The sequence below is a fragment of the Stutzerimonas chloritidismutans genome (genome assembly GCF_038562055.1).
Taxonomy (GTDB): Bacteria; Pseudomonadota; Gammaproteobacteria; order Pseudomonadales; family Pseudomonadaceae; genus Stutzerimonas; species Stutzerimonas chloritidismutans_A.
Genome location: NZ_JBCFXD010000006.1, coordinates 160,723 through 183,747, shown reverse-complemented (window position 1 = coordinate 183,747; position 23,025 = coordinate 160,723). Strand labels below are relative to the sequence as shown.

At 61.2% G+C, this 23,025-nt stretch carries 17 protein-coding genes; 7 read left to right on the top strand and 10 right to left on the bottom strand.

What is annotated here, in order from left to right:
* Positions 1-63: 63 nt before the first annotated feature.
* The 6 genes from AAGW23_RS11655 to AAGW23_RS11630 form a co-directional block, all read right to left on the bottom strand.
* Positions 64-2,013 (bottom strand): methyl-accepting chemotaxis protein, encoded by a 1,950-nt coding sequence (locus AAGW23_RS11655; RefSeq protein ID WP_342406644.1) that lies wholly within the window; start codon positions 2,011-2,013, stop codon positions 64-66.
* Positions 2,014-2,177: 164 nt separating this feature from the next.
* Complete coding sequence (locus AAGW23_RS11650; protein WP_342406643.1) at positions 2,178-3,959, bottom strand: ABC transporter ATP-binding protein; 1,782 nt, start codon at positions 3,957-3,959, stop codon at positions 2,178-2,180.
* Positions 3,952-4,584, bottom strand: a complete 633-nt coding sequence (locus AAGW23_RS11645; RefSeq protein WP_342406642.1) for a DsbA family protein — start codon at positions 4,582-4,584, stop codon at positions 3,952-3,954. Before AAGW23_RS11645 ends, AAGW23_RS11650 begins: the two co-directional genes overlap by 8 nt.
* Before the next feature lie 56 nt (positions 4,585-4,640).
* On the bottom strand, positions 4,641-5,576 hold the full coding sequence (locus AAGW23_RS11640) for a rhodanese-related sulfurtransferase (RefSeq protein ID WP_342406641.1): 936 nt from the start codon (positions 5,574-5,576) through the stop codon (positions 4,641-4,643).
* A gap of 135 nt (positions 5,577-5,711) precedes the next feature.
* On the bottom strand, positions 5,712-6,011 hold the full coding sequence (locus AAGW23_RS11635) for a BolA family protein (protein WP_342406640.1): 300 nt from the start codon (positions 6,009-6,011) through the stop codon (positions 5,712-5,714).
* Positions 6,012-6,026: 15 nt separating this feature from the next.
* The gene (locus AAGW23_RS11630; protein WP_342406639.1) at positions 6,027-6,536 is read right to left on the bottom strand and encodes a DUF2059 domain-containing protein; all 510 of its coding nucleotides are present in this window, start codon (positions 6,534-6,536) and stop codon (positions 6,027-6,029) included.
* 147 nt (positions 6,537-6,683) lie between these two features.
* On the opposite strand from AAGW23_RS11630, the gene AAGW23_RS11625 reads away from it, so the two are divergent.
* Entirely contained in the window at positions 6,684-8,075 is a 1,392-nt protein-coding gene (locus AAGW23_RS11625) for a class II fumarate hydratase (protein WP_342406638.1), read from the top strand.
* A gap of 118 nt (positions 8,076-8,193) precedes the next feature.
* Here the strand turns inward: AAGW23_RS11625 and AAGW23_RS11620 are convergent, their stop codons facing one another.
* Both AAGW23_RS11620 and pap read right to left on the bottom strand, forming a co-directional pair.
* On the bottom strand, positions 8,194-9,378 hold the full coding sequence (locus AAGW23_RS11620) for a thiolase family protein (RefSeq protein WP_148924923.1): 1,185 nt from the start codon (positions 9,376-9,378) through the stop codon (positions 8,194-8,196).
* 143 nt (positions 9,379-9,521) lie between these two features.
* Positions 9,522-11,003, bottom strand: a complete 1,482-nt coding sequence (gene pap / locus AAGW23_RS11615) for a polyphosphate:AMP phosphotransferase (RefSeq protein WP_342406637.1) — start codon at positions 11,001-11,003, stop codon at positions 9,522-9,524.
* Positions 11,004-11,185: 182 nt separating this feature from the next.
* Here pap and mnmC point away from each other — a divergent pair, with 182 nt between their 5' ends.
* Positions 11,186-13,159 (top strand): bifunctional tRNA (5-methylaminomethyl-2-thiouridine)(34)-methyltransferase MnmD/FAD-dependent 5-carboxymethylaminomethyl-2-thiouridine(34) oxidoreductase MnmC, encoded by a 1,974-nt coding sequence (gene mnmC / locus AAGW23_RS11610; protein WP_342406636.1) that lies wholly within the window; start codon positions 11,186-11,188, stop codon positions 13,157-13,159.
* Between the two features lie 63 nt (positions 13,160-13,222).
* Here mnmC and AAGW23_RS11605 read toward each other — a convergent pair whose 3' ends face one another.
* Positions 13,223-13,462, bottom strand: a complete 240-nt coding sequence (locus tag AAGW23_RS11605) for a DUF1127 domain-containing protein (protein WP_342406635.1) — start codon at positions 13,460-13,462, stop codon at positions 13,223-13,225.
* A 95-nt stretch (positions 13,463-13,557) separates the two neighbouring features.
* Between AAGW23_RS11605 and AAGW23_RS11600 the strand changes: the two genes are divergently transcribed.
* The gene (locus AAGW23_RS11600) at positions 13,558-14,412 is read left to right on the top strand and encodes a LysR substrate-binding domain-containing protein (protein ID WP_342406634.1); all 855 of its coding nucleotides are present in this window, start codon (positions 13,558-13,560) and stop codon (positions 14,410-14,412) included.
* Positions 14,413-14,439: 27 nt separating this feature from the next.
* Here the strand turns inward: AAGW23_RS11600 and AAGW23_RS11595 are convergent, their stop codons facing one another.
* Positions 14,440-14,913 (bottom strand): MarR family winged helix-turn-helix transcriptional regulator, encoded by a 474-nt coding sequence (locus tag AAGW23_RS11595; RefSeq protein WP_342406633.1) that lies wholly within the window; start codon positions 14,911-14,913, stop codon positions 14,440-14,442.
* Positions 14,914-15,135: 222 nt separating this feature from the next.
* Here AAGW23_RS11595 and AAGW23_RS11590 point away from each other — a divergent pair, with 222 nt between their 5' ends.
* The 4 genes from AAGW23_RS11590 to AAGW23_RS11575 all read left to right on the top strand — a co-directional run bounded on the left by AAGW23_RS11590 (position 15,136) and on the right by AAGW23_RS11575 (position 23,022).
* Positions 15,136-16,908, top strand: coding sequence for an N-acetylglutaminylglutamine amidotransferase (locus AAGW23_RS11590; RefSeq protein ID WP_342406632.1), 1,773 nt, complete (start codon positions 15,136-15,138; stop codon positions 16,906-16,908).
* 79 nt (positions 16,909-16,987) lie between these two features.
* Positions 16,988-18,730: an N-acetylglutaminylglutamine synthetase gene (gene ngg / locus AAGW23_RS11585; RefSeq protein ID WP_342406631.1), complete on the top strand. Its 1,743-nt coding sequence runs from the start codon at positions 16,988-16,990 to the stop codon at positions 18,728-18,730.
* Positions 18,731-18,871: 141 nt separating this feature from the next.
* On the top strand, positions 18,872-20,071 hold the full coding sequence (locus tag AAGW23_RS11580; RefSeq protein ID WP_148924915.1) for an osmoprotectant NAGGN system M42 family peptidase: 1,200 nt from the start codon (positions 18,872-18,874) through the stop codon (positions 20,069-20,071).
* Positions 20,072-20,259: 188 nt separating this feature from the next.
* Positions 20,260-23,022, top strand: coding sequence for a 7TM-DISM domain-containing protein (locus tag AAGW23_RS11575; protein WP_342406630.1), 2,763 nt, complete (start codon positions 20,260-20,262; stop codon positions 23,020-23,022).
* Positions 23,023-23,025 lie beyond the last annotated feature (3 nt).

Below are 23,025 nucleotides of genomic sequence, written 5' to 3'. Positions count from 1 at the left end.
AGTTTCAGACCCCAATAAAAAGCCCCGGCATACCGGGGCTTTTTTATTTCACGGGTGCGAGCCTCAGGTACGAAAACGCGCCACCAGCCCCTGCAGTTCGACGCCCAAGCGCGCCAGCTCGGCACTCGCTGCGGCGGTCTGCTCGCTGCCGCTGGCGCTTTGCTCGCCAATGTCGCGCACACGGGTGACGCTCTCGGATATGTTTTCCGCCACGGCGCTCTGCTGCTCAGCTGCAGCGGCGATCTGCTGGTTCATCTGCTCGATGGTTGAAACCGATTCGGTAATGCGACCGAGCGCACTGCCCGCTTCGTTCGCCAGGCCGACGGTGCGCTGGGTCAGATTTCGGCTGGTCTCCATTTGCTCGACAGCCTTATGCGCCACCCGCTGCAGATTAGCGATCAGGCCTTCGATTTCCTCGGTGGAGTCGTGCGTGCGACGAGCCAAGGCACGAACCTCGTCAGCCACCACGGCAAAACCGCGGCCCTGCTCACCGGCACGGGCAGCTTCGATCGCTGCGTTGAGTGCGAGCAGGTTGGTCTGTTCAGCCACCGCGCGAATCACCTCCAGTACGGTGCCGATGCGGCCGCTTTCGGTATTCAGTTCTTCGATGGCGTGAGCGGAGTGCTCGACTTCGCCGGACAGGCTGCCAATCTGGCCGATGGCCTCTTGCACGACCCGATCGCCCTGGCGCGCCTGCTGGTCAGCCTGCCGGGCGGCATGCGAGGCCTGCTCGGCGTTCTGTGCAACTTCCTGAACGGTAGCGGCCATTTCATGCATGGCCGTAGCCACCTGTTCGGTTTCAACCCGCTGCTTCTGCACGCCAGCGCTGGTTTGCGCGGTCACCGCCGAAAGCTGTTCCGCTGCGGTAGCAATCTGACCGACACCCCCACCGATGCGGCCGATCAGGGTGCGCAGACTGTCGGTCATGCCGTACATGGCCTGCTGCAGCTGACCAAGCTCGTCGCGGCGGCTGACTTTCTGCGACTGGGTCAGATCGCCTTCGGCTACCCGCTGAGCCAGCTGTACCGTATAGCGCAGCGGAACGACGATCATCCGAGAAATTGCCGTGGCCGCCATCAAGCCGATCACCACAGCCAGAACGCTGATGACTCCGAGCAGCATATAGGCACTGCGGCGCTGGTCCTGCATCGCTTCGGTGGCACCAGCCAACGCCTTGTCGGCCGTGTCCAGGATGCGCTGAGCCTGGGCTACCATCGCCTGCTCCAGCGCGACACGCTCGGCCCGGTTGCTGCGGAACTCACCGAATGCCTGCTGGTAGGTTGCCAGTGCGGCCAGCGCTCCGTCCATGGTGGCTTTCTGTTCGTCATTCAGCCAGGTTTTGAGACTGCTGCCGATGGTCGTCACGTCCTGATAGGACTCGTTCCAGCTGTCCACCGCGGCTTGAGCGCTGTTGCCAATGAACATGCTTTCGAATGTACGCAGATCGAGGATACGTTTGGTCAGGCCGGAAGCCGCTTCAGCGATGGTCAGCGGGTCACTGCCTTTCAAACGGTCTCCTTCAAGGCGCAAGACACGCACCGCGTCGTACATATCCAGCTCGATGTACTCGAATTCCTCACGGCTCTTCTGCGCCGCATCGGCCATGCGCTCCCGAAGCGCAATGCCGCGGTCGATCAGCTGACCGTATTGAGTGAACTTGCCTGCATACTCCTCAGCGTTACTGCGAATCTGCTGCAGCGTCTGCTGGTCTTCTTCGGGCGCGCTTTCAGCAAGCACGTCCAGTTCCTGATTGAGTTTGGCCAAGGTGCTGCGCAAGGCGGCCGCGGATTCGTCACTCCGAGTCAGCGCAAAATCACGCTCCAGGCCGCGGGCCTCGAGGATGGCGGCGTTGATCCGTAAAAGCTGATTCATCTGATACGAACGGGTCAGAATCGAGTCCACAGCATAGAAGCCGGTTCCGGCGACACCCAGCGTCAGCAACAGGACCATGGCAAAGCCAAACAGCAGCTTCTTGCCTACGGAAAGGTTGGCGAATAAATCGACGGACTGCATCTTAACTTCCTAGATAGATGAGATAGGCACAGCCATGAAGTCGGCAGGCTGCGACTAAAGTTGAACGCAAATTTTGATCATTTTAATCGGGCATTAATGGCACATAGCCGGCCCGAGAGAGCAGCAGTGGACAGAAGTCCCCGACCCGCTAGGCAAGCACAGTTTCAATGCTGCTGGAGATGCCCGTAAAGCTTGGCGTAGAGGCCTCCGTCTGCGATCAACTGCTGGTGATCGCCCTGCTCCGCGATGCGGCCGCCATCGAAAACCAGCACCCGATCGGCCTGCTTCACTGCTGATAACCGATGAGCAATGATCAGCGTCGTTCGCCCTTGCAGAAAGCGATTGAGCCCCTGATGCAGTGCATATTCGGTTGCCGCATCCAGCGCCGAGGTAGCCTCGTCGAGAATGACCACCTTGGGCTCGGCGAGCACCATGCGTGCCACCGCCAGTCGCTGACGCTGACCGCCGGAAAGACGCACACCGGAACGACCGACAATGCTGTCCAGCCCGGCTGGCAATTGGCGAATTGTGTCGGCCAGCTGAGCGATTTCCAGCGCCCGCCAGCACGCCTGGTCATCCCGTTCACGGCCCATCAGCAGGTTGGCGCGCACCGTGTCGTTGAACAGGGCCGGATGCTGCAGCACCACCGCGACGTTGTCGCGAACCGTGGCCAGGCCTATGTCCTGCACCTCGACCCCAGCGAACCGGATATGCCCGGCCTGCGGCTGATAGAGACCCAGCAGCAACTGCACCAGCGTGCTCTTGCCGCCGCCGCTGGCGCCGACGATGGCGACTTTCTCGCCCGCCGAGATAGTCAGATCAAGCCCTTCCAGCACAGGCTCATCCTGGTAGGAGAAACGCAGCCCCTGCACCTCGATGTCGACCGTTTCGCGGCCAACGAACGGATCCTGACCGCCGGCATACTGCGGTTCATCGGCACGCGCCAGCAGCTGATTGATACGGCTCAGCGCACCGCCTGCCGCATAGAAGGCGTATTGCAGATTGAGCAGCTGTTCAACCGGACCAATCATGAACCACAGGTAGCTGAACACCGCGAGCATCTGCCCGATGGAAAGGTCGGAGAACAGTACCGTGAGCATGGCCGCGGCGCGGAAGATATCGATACCAAACTGAAACAGCAGACCGCTGGCGCGGTTGGAGGCGTCCGTCTTCCACTGCGAAGCGACTGCATAGTCCCTGACTTCGCGAGCCCGCAGACCGAGGCGCCCGAGGAAGAAACCCTGCCGGTTGCCGGCGCGGACTTCCTGGATCGCATCCAGGGTTTCAGTGAGCGCCTGGGTAAACAACGAGGTGCTGTCGTTCTCCAACTTTTTCAGGTGCCTGACACGCTTGCCCAACTGCACCGTGGCGTAGATCACTAGCGGATTGAACAAGAGGATCAACAGCGCCAGCTGCCAATGCATCCAGAGCAGGATCGCCGCCGTACCGGCAATGGAAAGCACGGCAACCAGCAAGCGGCTGAGCGTCTCGCCAATGAATTTATCGATTGTCTCGAGATCGGTAACCAGGTGGGCGGCGACTGTCCCGCCACCCAGGCTTTCGTACTCGCTCAGCGCGATACGCTTGAGCCGTTCGATCAAGCGCACTCGGATGCGATAGACCAGATCCTTCGACAGCCGAGCGAATAGCCGGGCCTGCAACACGTTGAAGACCAACGCCGAAGCACGCAGCAGCAGCGTTACGCAGAGCATCAGGCCGATATAGCCGACCGCCGTCTGCCATCCTGGCGGAAGAAAGTTGTTCATGATTTGAAGTGCGGCGTCGCCCTGCTTCAGCAGCACCTCGTCAACCAACAACGGCAGCAGCAAGGGGATCGGCACGCTGCACAGCGTCGCCAGTACCGCGACAAGGTTGGCCAACACCAAAGCTTTACGATGGTGCAGCGCGAGGCGGCGGATTTCGGCCCAGCTGAGCTGATCAGGCATTGATGTTGTGGTCCAGCCAGCGCGTCAACAACGGAGTTAACGTCTCGAGCGGTTGAAATCCGCTGGTCACCAACGCCAGCTGACCATCGTGTTCAGCGAGCAAGGTGGGGAACCCGGCAATGCCAAGATTGCGCGACCACTCGAAATCCGCAACGGTAGCATCGCGGGCGGTCTGGGAGTCGAAACGATCGGCGAACTCGATGCGCGGAATCCCAGCAGTTTCGGCCAGTTCAACCAGCTCCTGAGGCAGCGTCACATTGCGCCCTTCGACATAGAAAGCGCGTTGAATCAACTCGGCGAGTCGCCAGGCGACCTGAGGATCAAGACTGCGCGCAGCAACCAGTGCCCGGCAAGCGGGCTCGGTGTCATAGACCAGCCCGTCAGGGAGACCCGCCTCGAAGTTGAAGGGTTGACCGCTCGCCTCATGTACCGCATGCCAGTAGGACGCCGTTCGGTCACGGGCCGCCTGGTCCATTGCGGTACGCTCTTGGCGCAATCCCCCGACGACCAGATCAGCACCTACCCCACGAGCCTGCGCCTGCTCGATCAGCGCCTGCACAACCGGTGCGAAGCCCCAACACCACGAGCACATCGGGTCCATCACGTAGATCAGTCGGCTGCTCATCGGCGCTCCGGTTCTATCAGGGTAAAGCGCGTCTAGTGCGCCTGATGACTGTACGGTTAAACACCCGCCTTGCGATAGTTGTAGCCGATGGGGTGTGGCTGGTTGCGCTTGAGGGCCAGTTCGATCTGCTTCTGCCGCTCACGCGCACTGTGGCGCGTCTTTTCGCTGAGGTTATCCCAGCAGTGCGGGCAGCTGATGCCAGAAGCGTAGTGCTCGGATTGGCGGTCCTCCAGCGAAATCGGTGCGCGGCAGGCGTGGCACTGGTCGAAGTCGCCCTCGGTGAGGTCATGGCGGACGGTAACGCGGTTGTCGAACACGAAGCAGTCGCCGCGCCAACGGGTTTCTTCCTGCGGTACTTCTTCGAGGTATTTGAGAATGCCGCCCTTGAGGTGATAGACCTCTTCGAAACCCTCACCGAGCATGTAGCTGGACGCCTTCTCGCAGCGGATACCGCCGGTGCAGAACATCGCGACCTTCTTGTGCTTGGCCGGATCGTAGTGGGCCTTGATGTACTCCGGAAACTCGCGGAACGACTTGGTTTTCGGGTCGATTGCGCCTTCGAACGTCCCGATGGCCACTTCGTAGTCGTTGCGGGTGTCGATCAGCAGCACTTCCGGATCTTCGATAAGCGCGTTCCAGTCCTTCGGTTCGACATAGGTGCCGACGCGCTGATTGGGATCCACGCCCTCCACACCGAGGGTGACGATTTCCTTCTTCAGCTTGACCTTGGTGCGGTAGAACGGCTGATCGTCACAGTAGGATTCCTTGTGATCGATGTCCGCCAGGCGGGCATCGCTGCCAAACCAGGCGAGCAAGGCATCGATCCCTTCGCGGGTGCCGGACACGGTGCCGTTGATACCTTCTTCAGCCAGCAACAGCGTGCCTTTGATGCCATTGGTCTCAAGGGTTTTGAGCAGGGGTTCACGCAACGCGACGTAGTCCGGCAGGGAGACGAACTTGTACAGCGCCGCAACGACGATCTTCTGGGTCATGCGGGTTACTTCCTCCAGTGGTCACCCACGCAAAGGGCGGACCGGGAATGCGAAAACGACAACGCCGGCGTTAGCCGGCGCGGCGCGCATTCTAGCAATAATTGCAGGACAGGCTTCAAGCCGCCCGGCAGCTGACTACTTATGTCCCCCGGCACAGACCGGGGACGCAGGTGCGACGCCCTGCTCGGCCCACTCTTGCGGGGTATAGGTGTGCAGTGCGAGGGCGTGAATCTGCGGCATCAGGTCGCCCATGGCAGCGTAGGCGCGCTGGTGGCGCTTGACCGCATTCAGACCGGCAAACGCCTCACTGACGATCACCGCCTTGTAATGGGTTTCCTGACCACGGCTGTGCATGTGGCTTTCATCCAGCACCTGCAGATGCTGAGGTTGCAGTGTGCTTTGCAGCGCGTCTTGGATAAGGTCGATCTTGGGCATGCCGGGCGTGCTCCGTCAGGGCTTTTTCTGGGTATCGAGTTCGACCGTCATTTCTGCCAGCAGTTTGTTTACCTGGGGCACAGCGCTTTCCAGCTTGGCCTGGGTAATCTGCGCCGAGCGGGCATTCAGCTCCGGCAGTTTGGTCAGCATCTTCTTGCCCAGCGCCGACTCGTAGAAGTCGTTCAACTGGGTCAGTTCCTGCTCGGTGAAGGTTTCGGTGTAGAGCTTGATCAGATCGGGTTTGACCTTATCCCAACCGATGGCCTTGTCCAGCGCGGCATCAGCCTTGGACTGATATTGCTCGAGAAGCGCGCGCTTGCTTTCCGGTGCCCGAGTCTGTTCGAAGCGCTGGGCGAACATCTGCTGCACCTGGCCGTAGACTGGCACCGACAGCCGATCGGCGTTGACCAATTCCAGGAAACGTTCGGCCTGGGTTGCGTGGCTGGCGCTGTCCGCGCCGGCGTGACCACTGAGCAGCGCGATCGACAGAGCGCTACAAAGGCCGAATGTACGAAGCATGTGCATGAGATGATCCTTGGCGATCGTTAGGTGAGCCTCAATGGACACATTCTGCGCGCTGAGTTCCCGTCGCTCAAGGCACGCTGCAGGCCAGATTGAACCTGTGCCCGCTGCCAGCGACCTAACAGGGATACCTCATTGATGGAGCACGGCATGACACGCACCGAAACAGACAGTCTAGGACCTGTAGAAGTACCTGAGCATGCCTACTGGGGCGCTCAGACACAGCGCTCCCTGATCAATTTCGCTATTGGTGAGCAGCGCATGCCGCTCGCCGTCTGCCATGCACTGGCGCTGATCAAGAAGGCTGCGGCGCGAGTAAACGACCGCATAGGCGACTTACCGCCGGACATCGCCCGTCTGATCGAACAGGCTGCGGACGAGATCCTTCATGGTCAACACGACGATCAGTTTCCGCTGGTGGTCTGGCAAACCGGCAGCGGCACCCAGAGCAACATGAACGTCAACGAGGTCATTGCCGGACGCGCCAACGAACTGGCCGGTGGTGCACGCGGCGGCAAGAGCCCCGTCCACCCCAACGACCACGTCAACCGTGCACAGAGTTCCAACGACTGCTTCCCTACCGCCATGCACATCGCCATTGCGCGGGCGATCCACGACGACCTCTTGCCCGCCATCGCCGAACTCTCGGGTGGCATCGCCGAACAGGCGGCACGTCACGGTCAGCTGGTGAAGACCGGGCGCACCCACATGATGGATGCCACTCCGGTGACCTTCGGCCAGGAACTGTCGGCATTCGTCGCCCAGCTCGATATCGCTGAACACGCGATTCGACACGCCCAGCCCGCGGTCTACGAGCTGGCCCAGGGCGGCACCGCGGTAGGCACAGGCCTCAACGCCCCGCACGGTTTTGCCGAGGCGATTGCGGCTGAACTGGCCGCGCTATCGGGCCTTCCGTTTGTCTCCGCACCCAATAAATTTGCCGCTCTCTCCGGCCATGAGCCGCTGGTAGCGCTCTCGGGCGCTCTGAAAACGCTGGCCACTGCTCTGATGAAGATCGCCAATGACCTGCGCCTGCTTGGTTCGGGCCCGCGAGGTGGTTTCGCCGAAGTGCGTTTGCCAGCCAACGAGCCGGGCAGCTCGATCATGCCAGGCAAGGTCAATCCGACTCAGTGCGAGGCACTGTCCATGCTTGCCTGCCAGGTCATGGGCAACGACGTTACCGTTGGTTTCGCCGCGAGCCAGGGTCATCTTCAGCTCAATGTGTTCAAGCCGGTGATCGTGCACAACATGCTCGAGTCGATCCGGCTGTTGGCTGACGGTTGCCGTAACTTCAACACCCACTGCATCGTCGGACTGGAGCCGGACGCCGGGCGTATGGCCGAGCATCTGGAGCGAGGGCTGATGCTGGTGACCGCACTGAACCCGCACATCGGTTACGACAAGGCGGCCGAAATCGCCAAGAAGGCCTACGCCGAAGGCACCACCTTGCGCGAAGCGGCGCTTGCACTTGGCTATCTCACTGATGAAGAGTTCGATCAGTGGGTACGGCCGGAAACCATGCTCGAATCCAGTCGCAGCTGAGCTAAGGCAGCGGCCTAGCCGAGGGGTGGTGGGCTGAAACTCACCCTACGGGCCTCAGGTGCCAGACTTTGGCAATAAAAACCCGCGCCAGACGCGGGTTTTTATTTATCTGACTGCCTCAGCGCACGGCTTCAAACAGCCCCGATGCGCCCATGCCGCCACCCACACACATGGTCACCACGCCGTAACGCTGATTGCGGCGCTGCAGCTCACGAATGAGATGGCCCGCAGTACGTGAGCCGGTCATGCCAAAGGGGTGACCGATGGAGATCGAGCCGCCGTTGACGTTGAATTTCTCGTTGTCGATGCCGAGCGTGTCGCGGCAATAGAGGCACTGAGAAGCGAAGGCTTCGTTAAGCTCCCAGAGATCAATATCGCTGACCTGCAGGCCGCGCGCCTGAAGCAGACGCGGAACTGAGAACACCGGACCGATGCCCATTTCGTCCGGCTCGCAACCGGCGACGGTAAACCCACGGAAATAGGCACGCGGCTTCAGCCCCAGCTCCAACGCCTTGTCCAGGCTCATCACCAGCGTCATCGAGGCACCGTCGGACAACTGCGACGCGTTGCCAGCGGTGACGGAGCCGTCATCCGCGAACACGGGCTTGAGCGACGAGAGGTTCTCCAGCGTCGTATCGGGACGGTTGCAGTCGTCACGATCAACCACGCCTTCGTGTTCGGTGCGCTCGCCGGTAGCCTTGTCTTCGGTGAAGTAGCGGACGTTCATCGGGACGATTTCGTCCTGGAACAAACCTTCGGCCTGGGCCCGTGCCGTGCGCTGCTGGCTCTGTAGCGAATACTGATCCTGCTGCTCGCGGGTCACGTTGTAGCGACGCGCTACCATTTCAGCGGTCTGGCCCATGCTGTGATACAGCCCAGGGACGCGCTCCTGCAGAATCGGATTGAAGAGGTTGTCACTGTTGCGGCTCTTGGCCGTCATGGTGATCGACTCTACGCCGCCAGCGACGATGATGTCGCTGCAGCCCGAGGCGATCTGGTTGGCCGCGATGGCGATCGATTGCAGACCGGACGAACAGAAGCGGTTGAGCGTCATGCCCGCGCATTGAATGCCCAGGTTCGAGAGGACCGCCACGTTACGGCCGATGTTGTAACCCTGTGCGCCTTCGTTGGAACCGGCACCGACGATGCAATCCTCAACCAGCTTGGGATCCAGGTCGTTGCGCGACAGCAGCGCATTGACGCAATGGGCGGCCATGTCATCAGGACGGGTCATGTTGAACTTGCCGCGGAAGGACTTGGCCAGGCCGGTCCGGACGCTGTCGACGATCACTACTTCACGCATGGCATACCTCGAATGGTTGGGCGGCCGCGACGGGGGCGGCCAGCCTGTTGACGATGGGTCGAGCATAGTTCCGGCCCATTGCCAAAGGCGACGACCATTCAGCAGGGATATGGCCGGCCATTGCCTGCCCTCCCCTTGCAAACTCAGCTGATCGCGGCGTTCAGCGCATAGTTGAGCGTGCGCAACACCTTGACTCGAGCGAAGCGCTTGTCATTGGCCTCCACCAGCGTCCAGGGCGCGATTTCGGTGCTGGTGCGGTCGACCATGTCCGCTACCGCATTACTGTAGTCGTCCCATTTTTCACGATTTCGCCAGTCTTCCTCGGTGATCTTGAAGCGCTTGTGCGGCGTGTCTTCACGTTCCTTGAATCGCTCCAGTTGCGTCTGTTTGTCGATTGACAGCCAGAACTTGACCACCACCACGCCGGCATCGACCAGCTGCTCCTCGAACTCGTTGATTTCGGTATAGGCCCGCAGCCATTCGTCCGGCGAGCAGAAGCCCTCGACCCGCTCGACCAGCACCCGGCCATACCAGGACCGATCAAAGATGGTGAACTGCCCGCGAGCCGGGACGTTGCGCCAGAAACGCCACAGCCAAGGTTGCGCAAGTTCGTCCTCGCTGGGCGCGGCGATCTGTATGGTGCGATACAGCCGGGGATCCAGCGCACCGGTTACCCGGCGAATGGCGCTGCCCTTGCCTGCCGCATCGTGGCCCTCGAACAGCGCCAGCACCCCTCGCTTGCGCAGTCGCGGGTCGCGCAGCAGCTGACTCAGCCTTGCCTGCTCTTGCCCCAACTGCTCTTTGTAGTGGTCCTTGCTAAGCGATTGCCGCATGTCGAGACTTTCGAGCAAGCTCGCCTGATCCAGGTGCAGCTCAACGGTTGCCGTGTGGGGCTGAGTGAGGGGTTGGTCGGCGGCGTCCAGCGCGGCATTCAGGCCTTCGAGCAATAGCCGCCCGGCGGTGAGGCTGCGGTAACGTTCGTCGCTTCCTTCAATCACGTACCAGGGCGCAAAGTCCCGGCTGCTGCGACGCAGGATCAGTTCACCGTGCTTGACGAACCGGTCGTAGGTTTTCGACTGCTGCCAATCCAGCGGGCTGATGCGCCAGCTGTGCAACGGGTCATCCTTGAGCGATTCGAGCCGCTGCAGCATGCGATCCTTGGACAGGTGAAACCAGAACTTGAAGATCAGCATGCCCTCGGCACAGAGCATCCGCTCGAAACGTTGGGCGCGGTCGATGGCAAGCTGAAGATCGGTCTTCTTGATTCGACGATGAACGCGATCCTCAAGCATCTTGCTGTACCAGTTACCGAAGAAAATCCCGGTCTGGCCCTTGGGCGGCAGCTTTCTCCAGTAGCGCCACGCAGGCGGATGCGAGAGCTCTTCGTCAGTCGGCACGTCGAAGCTATCGACACGGATCAACCGCGGGTCCATCCATTCGTTGAGCAGCTTGATCGTCTCGCCTTTGCCAGCGCCCTCAATGCCATTGATCAGGATCAGAACGGGAAACCGTGCCTGTTCCCTGAGACGGTACTGCGCCTGCAGCAGCGCTTCGCGCAAAACAGGCACTTCTTTGTTGTAAGTGTCCTTGTCGATGGTATGGCCGATTTCCGCAGACTCGAACATCGTGTACTCCAAGAAGGGATGCTGTGATGAACCCTAGCAGGCCGAGACAACTGTAGTACTGATGTAGCACCGCCTGTTTGCGCTGGCGCGCAAGGTTGCACGCCTATCGATGCGACAAAGCGCGCCCGCAGGAGGTTTCGCGCGGCTGCTAGAATCGCGGTCTTTCATCGCAGGAAACGTCGATGCCCGCCCCGCGCCACACCGGTTTTCAGCATGCCGAACTCGACTGGGACGAGAACGGCCAACCGCAATCCCGGCAGTATGGGGACGTGTATTTTTCCCGCGGCTCGGGGATTGCCGAAACCACCCACGTTTTTTTGCAACCCAATCGGTTGGCTGAACGATTCGCTGCGCTGCGAGCCGGGGAGCACCTGGTGATCGGCGAGACGGGCTTTGGTACGGGTCTCAGCTTCCTGTGCGCCTGGGCGCTGTTCGAGCGTACTGCGCCTGCCAATAGCGCCTTGCATTTTGTCAGCGTTGAAAAGCATCCCCTCACGCGCGATGACCTGCGTCGCGCCCAGGCGCTGTGGCCGGAGCTGCATGTCCAGGCTCAGCAATTGTGGGACCAGTATGTGGCGATCAACCCGGGGTTCGAGCAGTTTCGCTTCGGCCGGGTGACGCTGTCGCTACTGGTAGGCGATGCGCTCGAGAGGCTCAAAGAGCTGGATGCGCGAATAGATGCCTGGTTTCTCGATGGCTTCGCACCGCAAAAGAATCCAGACATGTGGCAGCCCGAGCTATTTGAGCAGGTGGCGCGGCTGTCCGCTCCGGGTGCCACGCTGGCGACTTTCAGCAGTGCCGGCAGTGTGCGACGAGCCCTCAAGGAGGCGGGCTTTGAGATCAAGCGGATACCGGGCTTCGGCCAGAAGTGGGAAAACCTCCAGGGCCAACTTGCCGCATCGCCAGAAACCTTAGAGAGCCCGTGGTTCGCGCGCCCGCCGCATCAACCAACGCAGCGCAAGGCATTGGTCATCGGCGCAGGCCTGGCAGGTTGCGCCAGTGCCGCCAGCCTGGCGGCGCGCGGCTGGCAGGTGACATTGTTGGAGCGGCATGAGGATGTCGCCCAAGAGGGTTCTGGCAATCCTCAAGGAGTGCTCTATCTGAAGCTGTCAGCGCATGGCACCGCGCTCTCGCAGCTTGTCGCCAGCGGCTTTGGCTACACCCGTCGGTTGTTGCAGAACTTGCAGCAGGGCCAGGACTGGGATGCCTGTGGCGTGCTGCAGCTTGCTTTCGACAACAAGGAAAGCGTACGCCAGGCGGCATTATCCGACGCCTTTCCGCCCAGTCTGCTGCGCGCGGTGCAGCGCGAGGAAGCTGAGCAGCTGGCGGGCGTGGCGCTGGACCATGGGGGGCTGTTCTATCCGGACGCGGGTTGGGCGCACCCACCAGCGCTGTGTCGCTGGCTGATCGCGCACCCGGCCATCGAGCTGCTTCGCCACCGGCATCCGGTTGAGCTGCGTCGCGCTGGCGAGCAGTGGCAGGCGCTGATCGGCGATGAGCTGCTGGCCGAGGCGCCGGTAGTGATTCTGGCCGGCGCCGCTGACGCTGCGCGCTTCAGCCAAAGTGCGTGGCTGCCGCTCAAGCGAATCCGCGGACAGATCACCGCCCTGCCAGCTACCGAACAAGGCTGTGCGTTGCGCACCGTGCTCTGTGCCAAGGGCTACGTCGCCCCGTCCCGTGAGGGTCAGCACACATTGGGGGCGAGCTTCAATTTCGCCGAAACCGACCCGGCTCCGAGCGCAGCGGAGCACCATTCCAACCTGGAGATGCTCGCGGAGATTTCTGCTGATCTGCATCAGCGCCTCGAGGCCGACACCGTCGCTATCGACCAGTTGCATGGACGCGTCGCGTTCCGCTGCACCAGTCCCGACTATCTACCCATCATCGGCGCGCTGGCCGATCCAACAGGCTTCGCCCAAGCCTATGCCGTGCTGGCGAAGGATGCTCGACAAGTGCCTGATACCCCGTGTCCCTGGCTTGATGGGCTGTACGTGAACACCGCCCACGGCTCGCGCGGCCTGATTACCGCGCCCCTGTCGGGCGAGCTACTCGCCGCGTGGCTGAATGACGAACCGCTGCCCGTGCCGCGCGCCATCGCCGAAGCCTGCCATCCCAATCGATTTCTGCTACGCAAACTCATCCGCCGGACCGACTGACTGACCGCAATCGGCTAGCGCTCGCACGCCAGGCAGGCAGGCGGCCTCGAACAGGCCGTAGCACTAGCTTCGACGAAACGGCTCGTCCCAAAACGGACGGGTGATTTCGGTTTCGATATCGGCCCGGCTCAAGCCGATGTCCTTGAGCATCTCGTCACTCAACGCCGCGAGCTGCTGACGCTGACGATACAACGCATGCCAGCGTCTTAATTGCTGCCACGCCGCACGCAGTGACTGGCTGAACGAGTAGTGGGCCGTTGTGCTCCTGACGCACGGTTGAACGAACTCAGCATGGCTTTTCATCTGGGATACCTCCGAGTGGATGGCGCCAGTGTCCTGCCGAGCTTATGATCAATCCAACGAATGTTTCTGATGGCGCACATCTCGGAGATTGATGAATGGCCAACTACCCCAGCATCGATGCCGAGCTGCTGCGCAGCTTTGTGGCGATTGCCGATCACGGCGGCTTTACCCGTGCCGCAGAAGCCGTCAATCGCACGCAGTCGGCGATCAGCATGCAGATGAAGCGTCTGGAAGAGGACGTGCTGCAACGTTCGGTATTCGAGCGCGACGGCCGCCAGGTCAAGCTCACCGCGGAAGGCCAGATCCTGCTCGGTTACGCACGGAGGATTCTCAAGCTGCACGGCGAGGTGCTGACGACCCTGCGCGAACCACACATGGTGGGCTCGGTGCGCATCGGCACTCCAGATGATTATGTGATGCGCTTCCTACCGGGCATCCTGTCGCGCTTCGCTCAGGCCTATCCGCTGGTACAGGTGGAGGTTCATTGCGAACCGTCTTACCAGCTGCTGCAGCGGCGCGACCTGGACCTGTCCATCGTCACCCGCGAACCGGGCACCGAGATCGGCCAGCTGCTGCGCCGGGAGCGTTTCGTCTGGGCCGAAGCGCCGGGCTTCAACACCCATGAACAACGGCCCATGCCACTGGCCATGTTCAATACCGACTGCTTCTGCCGCGCCTGGGCCTGCAACGCGCTGGACAGCCTGGAAGTACCCTACCGGGTCGCCTACACCAGCCCCAGTCTCTCGGCGCTGATGGCTGTAACCAACGCAGGACTCGCAGTGACCGCGCAGCTGCAGAGCCTAGTGACAGCGGATATGCGCTTGCTGGGGGAAGCCGAGGGCATGCCGGAGCTGCCTTCGTGCAGCATTGTCCTGCTGCGCAATGATCGCAACCAGTCTCAGGTCAGCGAAACCCTGGCCGAGCATATCGTCGAAGGCTTTCGCCTGTAGCGGGTCGTTCGATCAGCGCGGCGTCGACTAGTCCTCCGAACCGCATATCGACGCGGCGCGCAGTAGTGCCGCAGTAATCCCGTGCTGCTCCCACTCCGGCAACGCCGAAAATCGCGCAACGAACTCCGGCGGTAACAGCGAAGGTGCCTGCTGCTGGAGTGCCCGCCCCTCGTCGGTCAATAGCAGCCACTGACGACGGCGATCTTGATCATCCCGTTGGCGCAGTAGCAGTCCGCGTTCAGCGAGGCGGTCAAGCTGTCCGGACAGCGTCGCCGGGGTCAGGCTGACGCGCTTGCTCAACGCGCTGGCGGTCAGCTGCCGTTCGCTGGCCAGCACCTGCAGAATCATCAGCTGTACCGGGCTCAGCCCACCGAAACGCGCCAGTCGCTTGGCATGCATCTCGGCGTCTTGCTGCAACCGGCGCAAGGCTTGGAACAGGGACAACTCGAGGTTACCCTCCGCCGCTTCAATAGTTTCAGATCGAATGTTTTTTCCACTCATAAACAGTTAAATCTTGCTGATTACGGTTTGACATGAAAGCACTATCTTTGTTTCCCTGTAAAACCTGACTGACGCAAGCAGAGCGCGATTCAGGCCAGCCGAGGCGCACCTGAACAAGCCCCTCAGCCACCGAGCCAGAGCGGTATACGCCCGTCTGAAATCCTGAACTTCGCGGCCCGAGAGTCAGTCACACTCCCCAACGGCAATACCGGTAAGGATCCTATGTGTGGCATAGCTGGCGAACTTCGCTTCGATAATCAACCGGCCGATCTGGCCGCGGTTGAACGCATCACCCAATCCCTGACGTCCCGTGGCCCTGACGCCTGCGGCTTCAACAGTCAGGGCCCGCTCGCGCTGGGTCACCGACGCTTGAAAATCATGGATCTTTGCGAGGCCTCAGGCCAGCCGATGATCGACTCAGCGCTCGGCCTGTCCATGGTGTTCAACGGCGCCATCTACAACTACCCCGAATTGCGCGCCGAGCTCGAAGCACTGGGCTACAGCTTCTTCTCCGGCGGCGACACGGAGGTCTTGCTCAAAGGCTTTCATGCCTGGGGAGAAGCCCTGTTGCCCCGGCTGAACGGCATGTTCGCCTTCGCCATTTGGCAGCGAGACGTGCAAGAACTGTTCATCGCGCGAGATCGTCTCGGTATCAAGCCGCTCTATCTGTCACGCACGGGTGAGCGTCTGCGCTTTGCCTCGACGCTTCCGGCGTTACTCAAGGGCGGTGACATTGCTGGCGTTCTAAACCCGGTGGCACTGAATCACTACATGAGCTTCCATGCTGTGGTGCCGGCGCCGGATACCTTGATCGCCGGAATTGAAAAACTGCCACCCGGCACCTTCATGCGGATTGATGCCAGCGGCAAGAGCAGTCAACACCGCTGGTGGACGCTGGAGTTCGGCGCCTCGGAAGAAGAACAAGACTACAGTTTTGAAGACTGGCAAGAACGCACCCTGACAACCTTGCGTGAGTCTGTCGCTCTGCGCCACCGCGCCGCGGTCGACGTAGGTGTTCTGCTGTCGGGCGGTGTCGACTCCAGTTTGCTGGTTGGCCTGCTTCGCGAAGCAGGCACTGGCGACAACCTGCAGACCTTTTCCATCGGCTTCCAGGATGCCGGCGGCGAACGTGGCGACGAGTTCAAGTACTCGGATCTGATCGCTCAGCATTACGGAACGCGTCATCACCAGCTGCGCATTCAGGAAAAGGAAATTCTCGAACAGCTACCAGCCGCGTTCCGCGCCATGAGCGAACCGATGGTCAGCCATGACTGCATTGCGTTCTATCTGCTCTCGCGTGAAGTCTCCAAGCACTGCAAGGTGGTGCAGAGCGGCCAAGGCGCGGACGAGCTGTTTGCCGGTTACCACTGGTATCCACAGGTAGACGGTGCCGAGGACCCGGTCGAGGCTTATCTCAAAGCCTTCCGTGACCGCAGCTTCGAGGAGTACGCCGATACCGTGCAGCAGCAGTGGGTCAAGGGCGATTTCTCCGGCGACTTCGTACGTCAGCATTTCGCCCAGCCCGGCGCCGATGCGGCTGTCGACAAAGCCCTGCGCATCGACAGCACGGTGATGCTGGTCGACGACCCGGTCAAACGCGTCGACAACATGACCATGGCCTGGGGCCTCGAGGCACGGGTGCCGTTTCTCGACCACAACGTGGCCGAGCTGTCGGCAAGAATCCCAGCCAAGTACAAGCTGCCTGACGGCGGCAAATACGTGCTCAAGGAAGCGGCGCGCAAAGTCATTCCAGCTGCAGTCATCGACCGTCCCAAGGGTTACTTCCCGGTGCCGGGCCTCAAGCATCTGCAGGGCGACACGCTGAACTGGGTGCGGGAACTGCTGACTGATCCTAGCCAGGACCGGGGGCTGTATAACCCGGCCATGCTAGACAAGCTGTTCAATGACCCTGAAGGTCAACTGACGCCCCTGCGTGGCTCGAAATTGTGGCAGTTGGCAGCGGTCAATCTATGGTTGAGCGAACAAGGCCTCTAACAACCCGTTCATGACGACGCGATGAGCGAGCGCCGAAGCGTTGCCGTGGTGAAGTCATACAAGCTCCAAGGAATGCACCATGCAGAAGTCTCAAGCCTACGGACAGCGACTGTTGCGCGGTCAGACACCGACCTACGAGCGCTTGCAACAACGGCTTGCCGAGGACGGCCAGGCGGAACATCAGGCGCCAGTCACGCTGCACTGTGGCTGGGGCCGGATCTTGATCGGCCACACCTACTCGGACCCGGAAAAGCTCGCGGCCGACCTGCTCCATGAACAGGCCGGCGAGCGGGATATCGCTCTGTATGTCGCCGCGCCGCATCAGGTGCTCGCCTATGCGCCGCAGCAGCTGTTCCTTGATCCATCGGACACATCGCGCATCTGGTTCACCGATTACCGCCCGGCTCGCCGGAGCTTTCGCGGCTTCGGGATCCGCCGCGCTCAGAGCGAGGAAGACTGGAAGGCGATCAACAGCCTGTATCAGTCCCGCCACATGCTGCCGGTCAACCCTGAGTTGTGCACACCGCGAGAGCAAGGCGGCCCGGTCTATTGGCTAGCCGAGGATGACGACTCCGGCGAGATCATCGGCAGTGTCATGGGCATCAACCACCACAAGGCCTTCAATGATCCGGAGAACGGCTCCAGCCTCTGGTGCCTGGCGGTCGCGCCGAACTGCACGCGGCCCGGTGTAGGCGAAGCGCTGGTTCGTCACCTCATCGAACACTACATGGGCCGTGGGCTGGCCTATCTTGATCTGTCGGTGCTGCATGACAACAAGCAGGCCAAGGCGCTCTACGCCAAGCTCGGCTTCCGCGACCTGCAGACCTTCACAGTTAAGCGCAAGAACACCTTCAACCAGCCGCTGTTTCTTGGCCCAGGCCCGGAAGCGGAACTCAATCCCTACGCGAAGATTATCGTCGACGAGGCACGCCGCCGCGGCATCGAGATCACCATCGACGATGCCGAAGCCGGCCTGTTCACACTGACCCAGGGTGGCCGCAAGGTGCGCTGCCGCGAGTCACTGTCGGACCTTACGTCTGCGGTGAGCATGACGTTGTGCCAGGACAAGAGCTTGACTCACCGGACCCTTGCTCGCGCGGGGCTTAAACTACCTGCCCAGCAACTCGCGGGCTCGGCCGAGGAGAATGCAGCGTTTCTCGAGCAGCACGGCGGCGTGGTCGTAAAGCCGCTCGATGGTGAACAGGGCCAAGGCGTCTCGGTCGACCTGCGCAGCAGCCAGGATGTCGAAGAAGCCATCGCTCGCGCACGTCAATTCGATCAGCGCGTGTTGCTGGAAAGCTTTCATCCCGGACTTGACCTGCGCATCGTTGTGATCGGGTACGAAGTTGTAGCCGCGGCGATCCGCCGTCCCGCTGAAGTGGTGGGCGACGGCAGCCACAGCATTCGCCAGTTGATCGAGACCCAGAGCCGGCGCCGCCAGGCCGCGACCGCCGGCGAGAGTCGAATCCCTATGGACGAAGAGACACAGCGCTGCCTGAGCGACGCCGGCTTCGACTACGACAGCGTCTTGCCACGCGGAGAGCGCCTGGCGGTCCGCCGCACTGCCAACCTGCACACCGGAGGCACGCTCGATGATGTAACCGGCCAGTTGCATCCCGAGTTGATCGACGCCGCCGTTCGAGCCGCTCGAGCACTGGATATTCCGGTAGTCGGCCTGGACCTGCTGGTGCCGGCAGCAGACCAACCCGAGTACGTGTTCATCGAAGCGAACGAACGGGTCGGCCTGGCCAATCACCATCCTCAGCCCACCGCCGAACGCTTCGTCGACCTGCTCTTTCCACTCAGCTACGGCACCCACTAGCGGGGCACTCAGGCAGTAGATGGCCTGGTACCGGCACCCGCAGGTGCCGGTACGGCCCGCCGCCTCGCTTGCGGCACCACCGCAGCTCAACTTCACTCACCTACATAGTGGCAGCCAGTTTTCTGCCACTAAGGAATGATCATGACTGCCAAGCTTCCCGAACCGGATCTCAACTACTTGCAACGTGTACTGCTGGAGATGCTCGCCATTCCCAGCCCCACCGGCTTCACCGACACCATTGTTCGTTATGTGGCAGAGCGCCTGAAGGAGCTCGGCATTCCCTTCGAACTGACCCGCCGCGGAACCATCCGCGCCACGCTCAAAGGTCGCCGGTACAGCCCGGACCGTGCCATCGCCGCGCACCTGGACACCATCGGCGCCAGCGTCCGGGAAATTCAGGACAATGGCCGACTCGGCCTTTCCCCGGTGGGTTGCTGGTCAAGCCGCTTCGCCGAAGGCAGCCGCGTCAGCGTCTTTACTGACACCGGCGTGGTACGCGGCAGCGTGCTGCCCCTGCTGGCCTCGGGGCATGCATTCAACACCGCCGTCGACGAGATGCCGATCAGCTGGAACCACGTCGAGCTGCGCCTTGACGGCTATACCGCGAGCCGCGCAGACACCCTCGCATTGGGCATCAATGTAGGCGATTTTGTCGCATTCGACCCAATGCCCGAGTTCACCGACAGCGGTTACATCAGCTCGCGCCACCTGGATGACAAGGCTGGAGTGGCAGCCTTGCTGGCGTCACTGAAAGCGGTGATCGAAAGCGGTCGTGAGCCGCCCATCGACTGCCACCCGCTGTTCACCATCACCGAGGAAACCGGGTCTGGCGCAGCCGGCGCCCTGCCCTGGGATGTCAGCGAGTTCGTCGGCATCGACATCGCGCCGACGGCCAAGGGCCAGGAATCCAGCGAACACGCAGTCACCGTCGCCATGCAGGATTCGGGTGGGCCTTACGACTTCCACCTGTCCCGACACCTCCTCAAACTGGCAGAAGCCAATGAGGTACCGGTGCGGCGCGACCTGTTCCGCTACTACCACAGCGATGCGCAGTCGGCGATCGCGGCTGGGCACGATATCCGCACCGCGCTGCTGGCGTTTGGCTGCGATGCAACACACGGTTATGAGCGCACTCATATCGACAGCCTGGCCGCCATGAGCCGCTTGATTTCAGCCTACTTGCTGAGCCCACCGGTGTTCACCAGTGATGCCCATGCAGGCAAAGATTCCCTGGAGAATTTCAGCCACCAACTCGAACACGTGACGCAGATGGAAAACGACACTCGCGTGCCGGCAGTCGATTCAATCTTCGACAAGCCCACCGATGATTCTTCAGGTTGATTATGGTGTTTCATGATGCGCCGCCAACTTGAGGCATTTGCCGATTGCGAGGCGGCGCTGATCCGGGCAAAGTCGCAAGCCTCTGAAACATATGAATGCTTGGCCAGTCAGGCATGAAGCGAACAGGGTTTGCCATTCGCGCGACTGGAAACTGCGTTTTGCGAGTGTGTACTCCTTGGATCAATAACATGCTGCCGCGTCTTTTTCTGGCCGTTCTTCTGTTCTGTCTGACCGCTCAGGCATCGGCGTTCGAGCCCGTGCCGGTGGACTCCCAGCATTTCCGCCAGGCACTGGGTAGCTGGAGCTACTTTTTGCGAGACCCGGCTGCTGAGCTCGGCGTGGATGAAGTCTTCGCACTGCCGGAAAAAACCTTCGTACCGGTGTCCGGGGTACATCCCAACAAGGGCAAGAACGATTCGGTCTGGTGGTTCCGTGTCGACCTGGAAAACCAACTGCACGACCCCATCGGCGGCTTCGTCGAGATCAACTACCCCCTGCTCGACGACATTCAGCTCTATCTCCGTCACCCGGACGGCCGCATCAGCCAGCAGCGCTCCGGCGACAACCATCCGTTCATTGAACGAGCGGTCAGGGTCAGCAACTTCTGGTTTCCTCTGGAACTGGAACCCGGTACCTCGACCTTGCTGCTGCGTGTGGAAAGCACCAGCACTCTCTACGTGCCGCTGTACTTCAGCAGCTATGCAGCAAATGCCGAATCATTCGAGGATTCGTCAGGATTGGCCGGAGCCTTCTATGGCGTGCTGTTTGCGATGTTCTGCTACAACTTCTTTCTGTTCCTCTCCCTGCGCGAGCCTGCGTATTTTTGGTATCTGATCTACAACCTCAACGTTGGCCTGTTTGCGCTCAGCTTCGATGGCATGCTGGTCAAGTGGCTGAACGATGCAGGCGGCTTGATCGCGCTGGGCATTTACGCGCTGATGCTCAGTCATTGCCTGGTGTCGATCCAGTTCAGCCGCCATTTCCTGCATACCCGAGAGTACTTTCCGCGACTGGACTTCGCATTGCGGGTGGCACTGATCTTGTCGGTGGGCGCGCTGCTGTCCGGTTTCGTTCTGGAAACGCAGGTCTGGAGCGTACTGGCCAGTGTAATGGTCATCAGCTCGTCGATCGGGCTGCTGCTGACCGGTGCTTTCGTCTGGAGCCGCGGCGTGCGCTATGGCCTGTATTACACGCTGGCCTGGGGCGTGCTGCTGGCGACTTTCGTCATCGTCACGGCCGGTTCTCTGGGCTTCAACCTCCTAGGCCTGTATGGTTCCTCGACCGTCAAAGCTGGCATTGCCTTCGAGCTGATCACCCTGTCGATCGGGCTCGCGGACCGCATCAACCTGCTTAAGGAAGAAGGCTTCCGTTCACGCCAGGCAGCCGAGCGGGCGGAGAGCGAGAACCAGGCTAAGAGCCGCTTCCTGGCGAAAATGAGCCATGAAATCCGCACGCCATTGAACGGTGTACTGGGCATGCTGCAATTGCTGCGTGAAACCCCGCTTGACCGTAACCAGCGGTTCTACCTGGACACTGTTTCCAGCTCCAGCCACTCGCTGATGACGGTCATCAACGACATCCTTGACTATGCGCGGATCGGTGCCGGCAAGTTGGTACTGGAGGACATCGAGTTCGATCTGGAAGAGCTGGTCTCCGAAACCATCAGCCTGTTCACGGCCCAAGCGCTGCAAAAGCAGTTGAACCTGCATCTTAGCCTCGCGCCGGGCGTGCCGGGCCGCCTACGCGGCGATCCGACCCGCCTGAAACAGGTTCTGATGAACCTGCTCAGCAATTCATTGAAATTCACCGAACAGGGCTGTGTGGTTCTGAAGGTCGCCTGCCAGGGCCCGGAAAGCAGTCGAAGCCTGGTCTTTTCGATCACCGACAGCGGCATCGGCATGCGCGCTGAGGTCCTTGCCCAGCTGTTCGAATCCTTCGCTCAAGGCGACTCCAGCACTACCCGGCGCTATGGTGGCAGCGGTCTGGGGCTAGTTATCAGTAAGGAGCTGGTAGAAATGATGGGCGGCCAGATCGATGTGCAGAGCACGCCCGGCCAAGGCAGCCAGTTCAGCTTCGACATCCCGCTGCGCGAGGCGAGCGGCAAGCTCGACCCACTGACGGCACTGCTCGAGGGACGAACCGCCGTGATCGCGTCCAAGGACATCTGCGCCCTGGATGCAATGGGCAACTTGCTGCAGCGCTGGGGCATGCGAACCGTCCGCTGCGAGGAGCCCCAGCATCTGCGCCGCTACCTCGACGATCAAGCCTCAGCCCCACTGCTGGTAATCATGGCGCCGTGGCCAGGTAAACCTCAGGCTTGGCTCAACGCCGTAGCCGACCAGCTCAAACCGAATCAACGGGTAATGCTGCTCTACCCGCCGCAAAGCGAACCCTCGCCGGCATCGTCATCGTTGCGCCTGGCCCACTTGCCGTTGCCACTGCTGCTCGTCCCATTACGCGAAGCACTGCATCGCCTCCATCAGGCAAACCCCGCCTCCGATGGCGGTGCGGCGCACATTGAACACCCAGGACGCTCCAAGCCGCTCATCCTCGCCGTAGAGGACAATCCCGTCAGCCAGATGGTGGTGTCCAGTCTGCTGCGCAAACGCGGCTATGAGGTCATGATGGCCGAAAACGGGCGCAAAGCGGTCAGTGCCTACAGCGAAAATCCGGCTGCGGTGCAGCTGATCCTGATGGATTGTGAAATGCCGGAGATGGATGGTTTCGAGGCCAGTAGACAGATCCGCCAACTCGAGAGGCAGTTGCGGCTGAGGTCGGTGCCGATCATTGCGCTGACCGCTCACATGCTCGATGAACATCGCCGTGCTGGTTGCGAGGCCGGCATGGATGAATTCATTGGCAAGCCACTGGACAGCAAGCAGCTGTATGCTTACCTGGACCGGTTCCTCAACGCGCCGATCAACGAACCCGACCTGCACCATCCCACCTGATCC

Bases quoted from the DNA above. Each gene is read 5' to 3' on its own strand.
- mnmC (WP_342406636.1), top strand. From the start codon at position 11,186: ATGCCCGCCCCGCGCCACACCGGTTTTCAGCATGCCGAACTCGACTGG.
- ngg (WP_342406631.1), top strand. From the start codon at position 16,988: ATGCAGAAGTCTCAAGCCTACGGACAGCGACTGTTGCGCGGTCAGACA.
- AAGW23_RS11600 (WP_342406634.1), top strand. From the start codon at position 13,558: ATGGCCAACTACCCCAGCATCGATGCCGAGCTGCTGCGCAGCTTTGTG.
- AAGW23_RS11655 (WP_342406644.1), bottom strand. From the start codon at position 2,013: ATGCAGTCCGTCGATTTATTCGCCAACCTTTCCGTAGGCAAGAAGCTG.
- AAGW23_RS11590 (WP_342406632.1), top strand. From the start codon at position 15,136: ATGTGTGGCATAGCTGGCGAACTTCGCTTCGATAATCAACCGGCCGAT.
- AAGW23_RS11605 (WP_342406635.1), bottom strand. From the start codon at position 13,462: ATGAAAAGCCATGCTGAGTTCGTTCAACCGTGCGTCAGGAGCACAACG.
- AAGW23_RS11635 (WP_342406640.1), bottom strand. From the start codon at position 6,011: ATGCCCAAGATCGACCTTATCCAAGACGCGCTGCAAAGCACACTGCAA.
- AAGW23_RS11640 (WP_342406641.1), bottom strand. From the start codon at position 5,576: ATGACCCAGAAGATCGTCGTTGCGGCGCTGTACAAGTTCGTCTCCCTG.
- AAGW23_RS11580 (WP_148924915.1), top strand. From the start codon at position 18,872: ATGACTGCCAAGCTTCCCGAACCGGATCTCAACTACTTGCAACGTGTA.
- AAGW23_RS11620 (WP_148924923.1), bottom strand. From the start codon at position 9,378: ATGCGTGAAGTAGTGATCGTCGACAGCGTCCGGACCGGCCTGGCCAAG.
- AAGW23_RS11650 (WP_342406643.1), bottom strand. From the start codon at position 3,959: ATGCCTGATCAGCTCAGCTGGGCCGAAATCCGCCGCCTCGCGCTGCAC.
- pap (WP_342406637.1), bottom strand. From the start codon at position 11,003: ATGTTCGAGTCTGCGGAAATCGGCCATACCATCGACAAGGACACTTAC.
- AAGW23_RS11595 (WP_342406633.1), bottom strand. From the start codon at position 14,913: ATGAGTGGAAAAAACATTCGATCTGAAACTATTGAAGCGGCGGAGGGT.
- AAGW23_RS11630 (WP_342406639.1), bottom strand. From the start codon at position 6,536: ATGCACATGCTTCGTACATTCGGCCTTTGTAGCGCTCTGTCGATCGCG.
- AAGW23_RS11625 (WP_342406638.1), top strand. From the start codon at position 6,684: ATGACACGCACCGAAACAGACAGTCTAGGACCTGTAGAAGTACCTGAG.
- AAGW23_RS11575 (WP_342406630.1), top strand. From the start codon at position 20,260: ATGCTGCCGCGTCTTTTTCTGGCCGTTCTTCTGTTCTGTCTGACCGCT.
- AAGW23_RS11645 (WP_342406642.1), bottom strand. From the start codon at position 4,584: ATGAGCAGCCGACTGATCTACGTGATGGACCCGATGTGCTCGTGGTGT.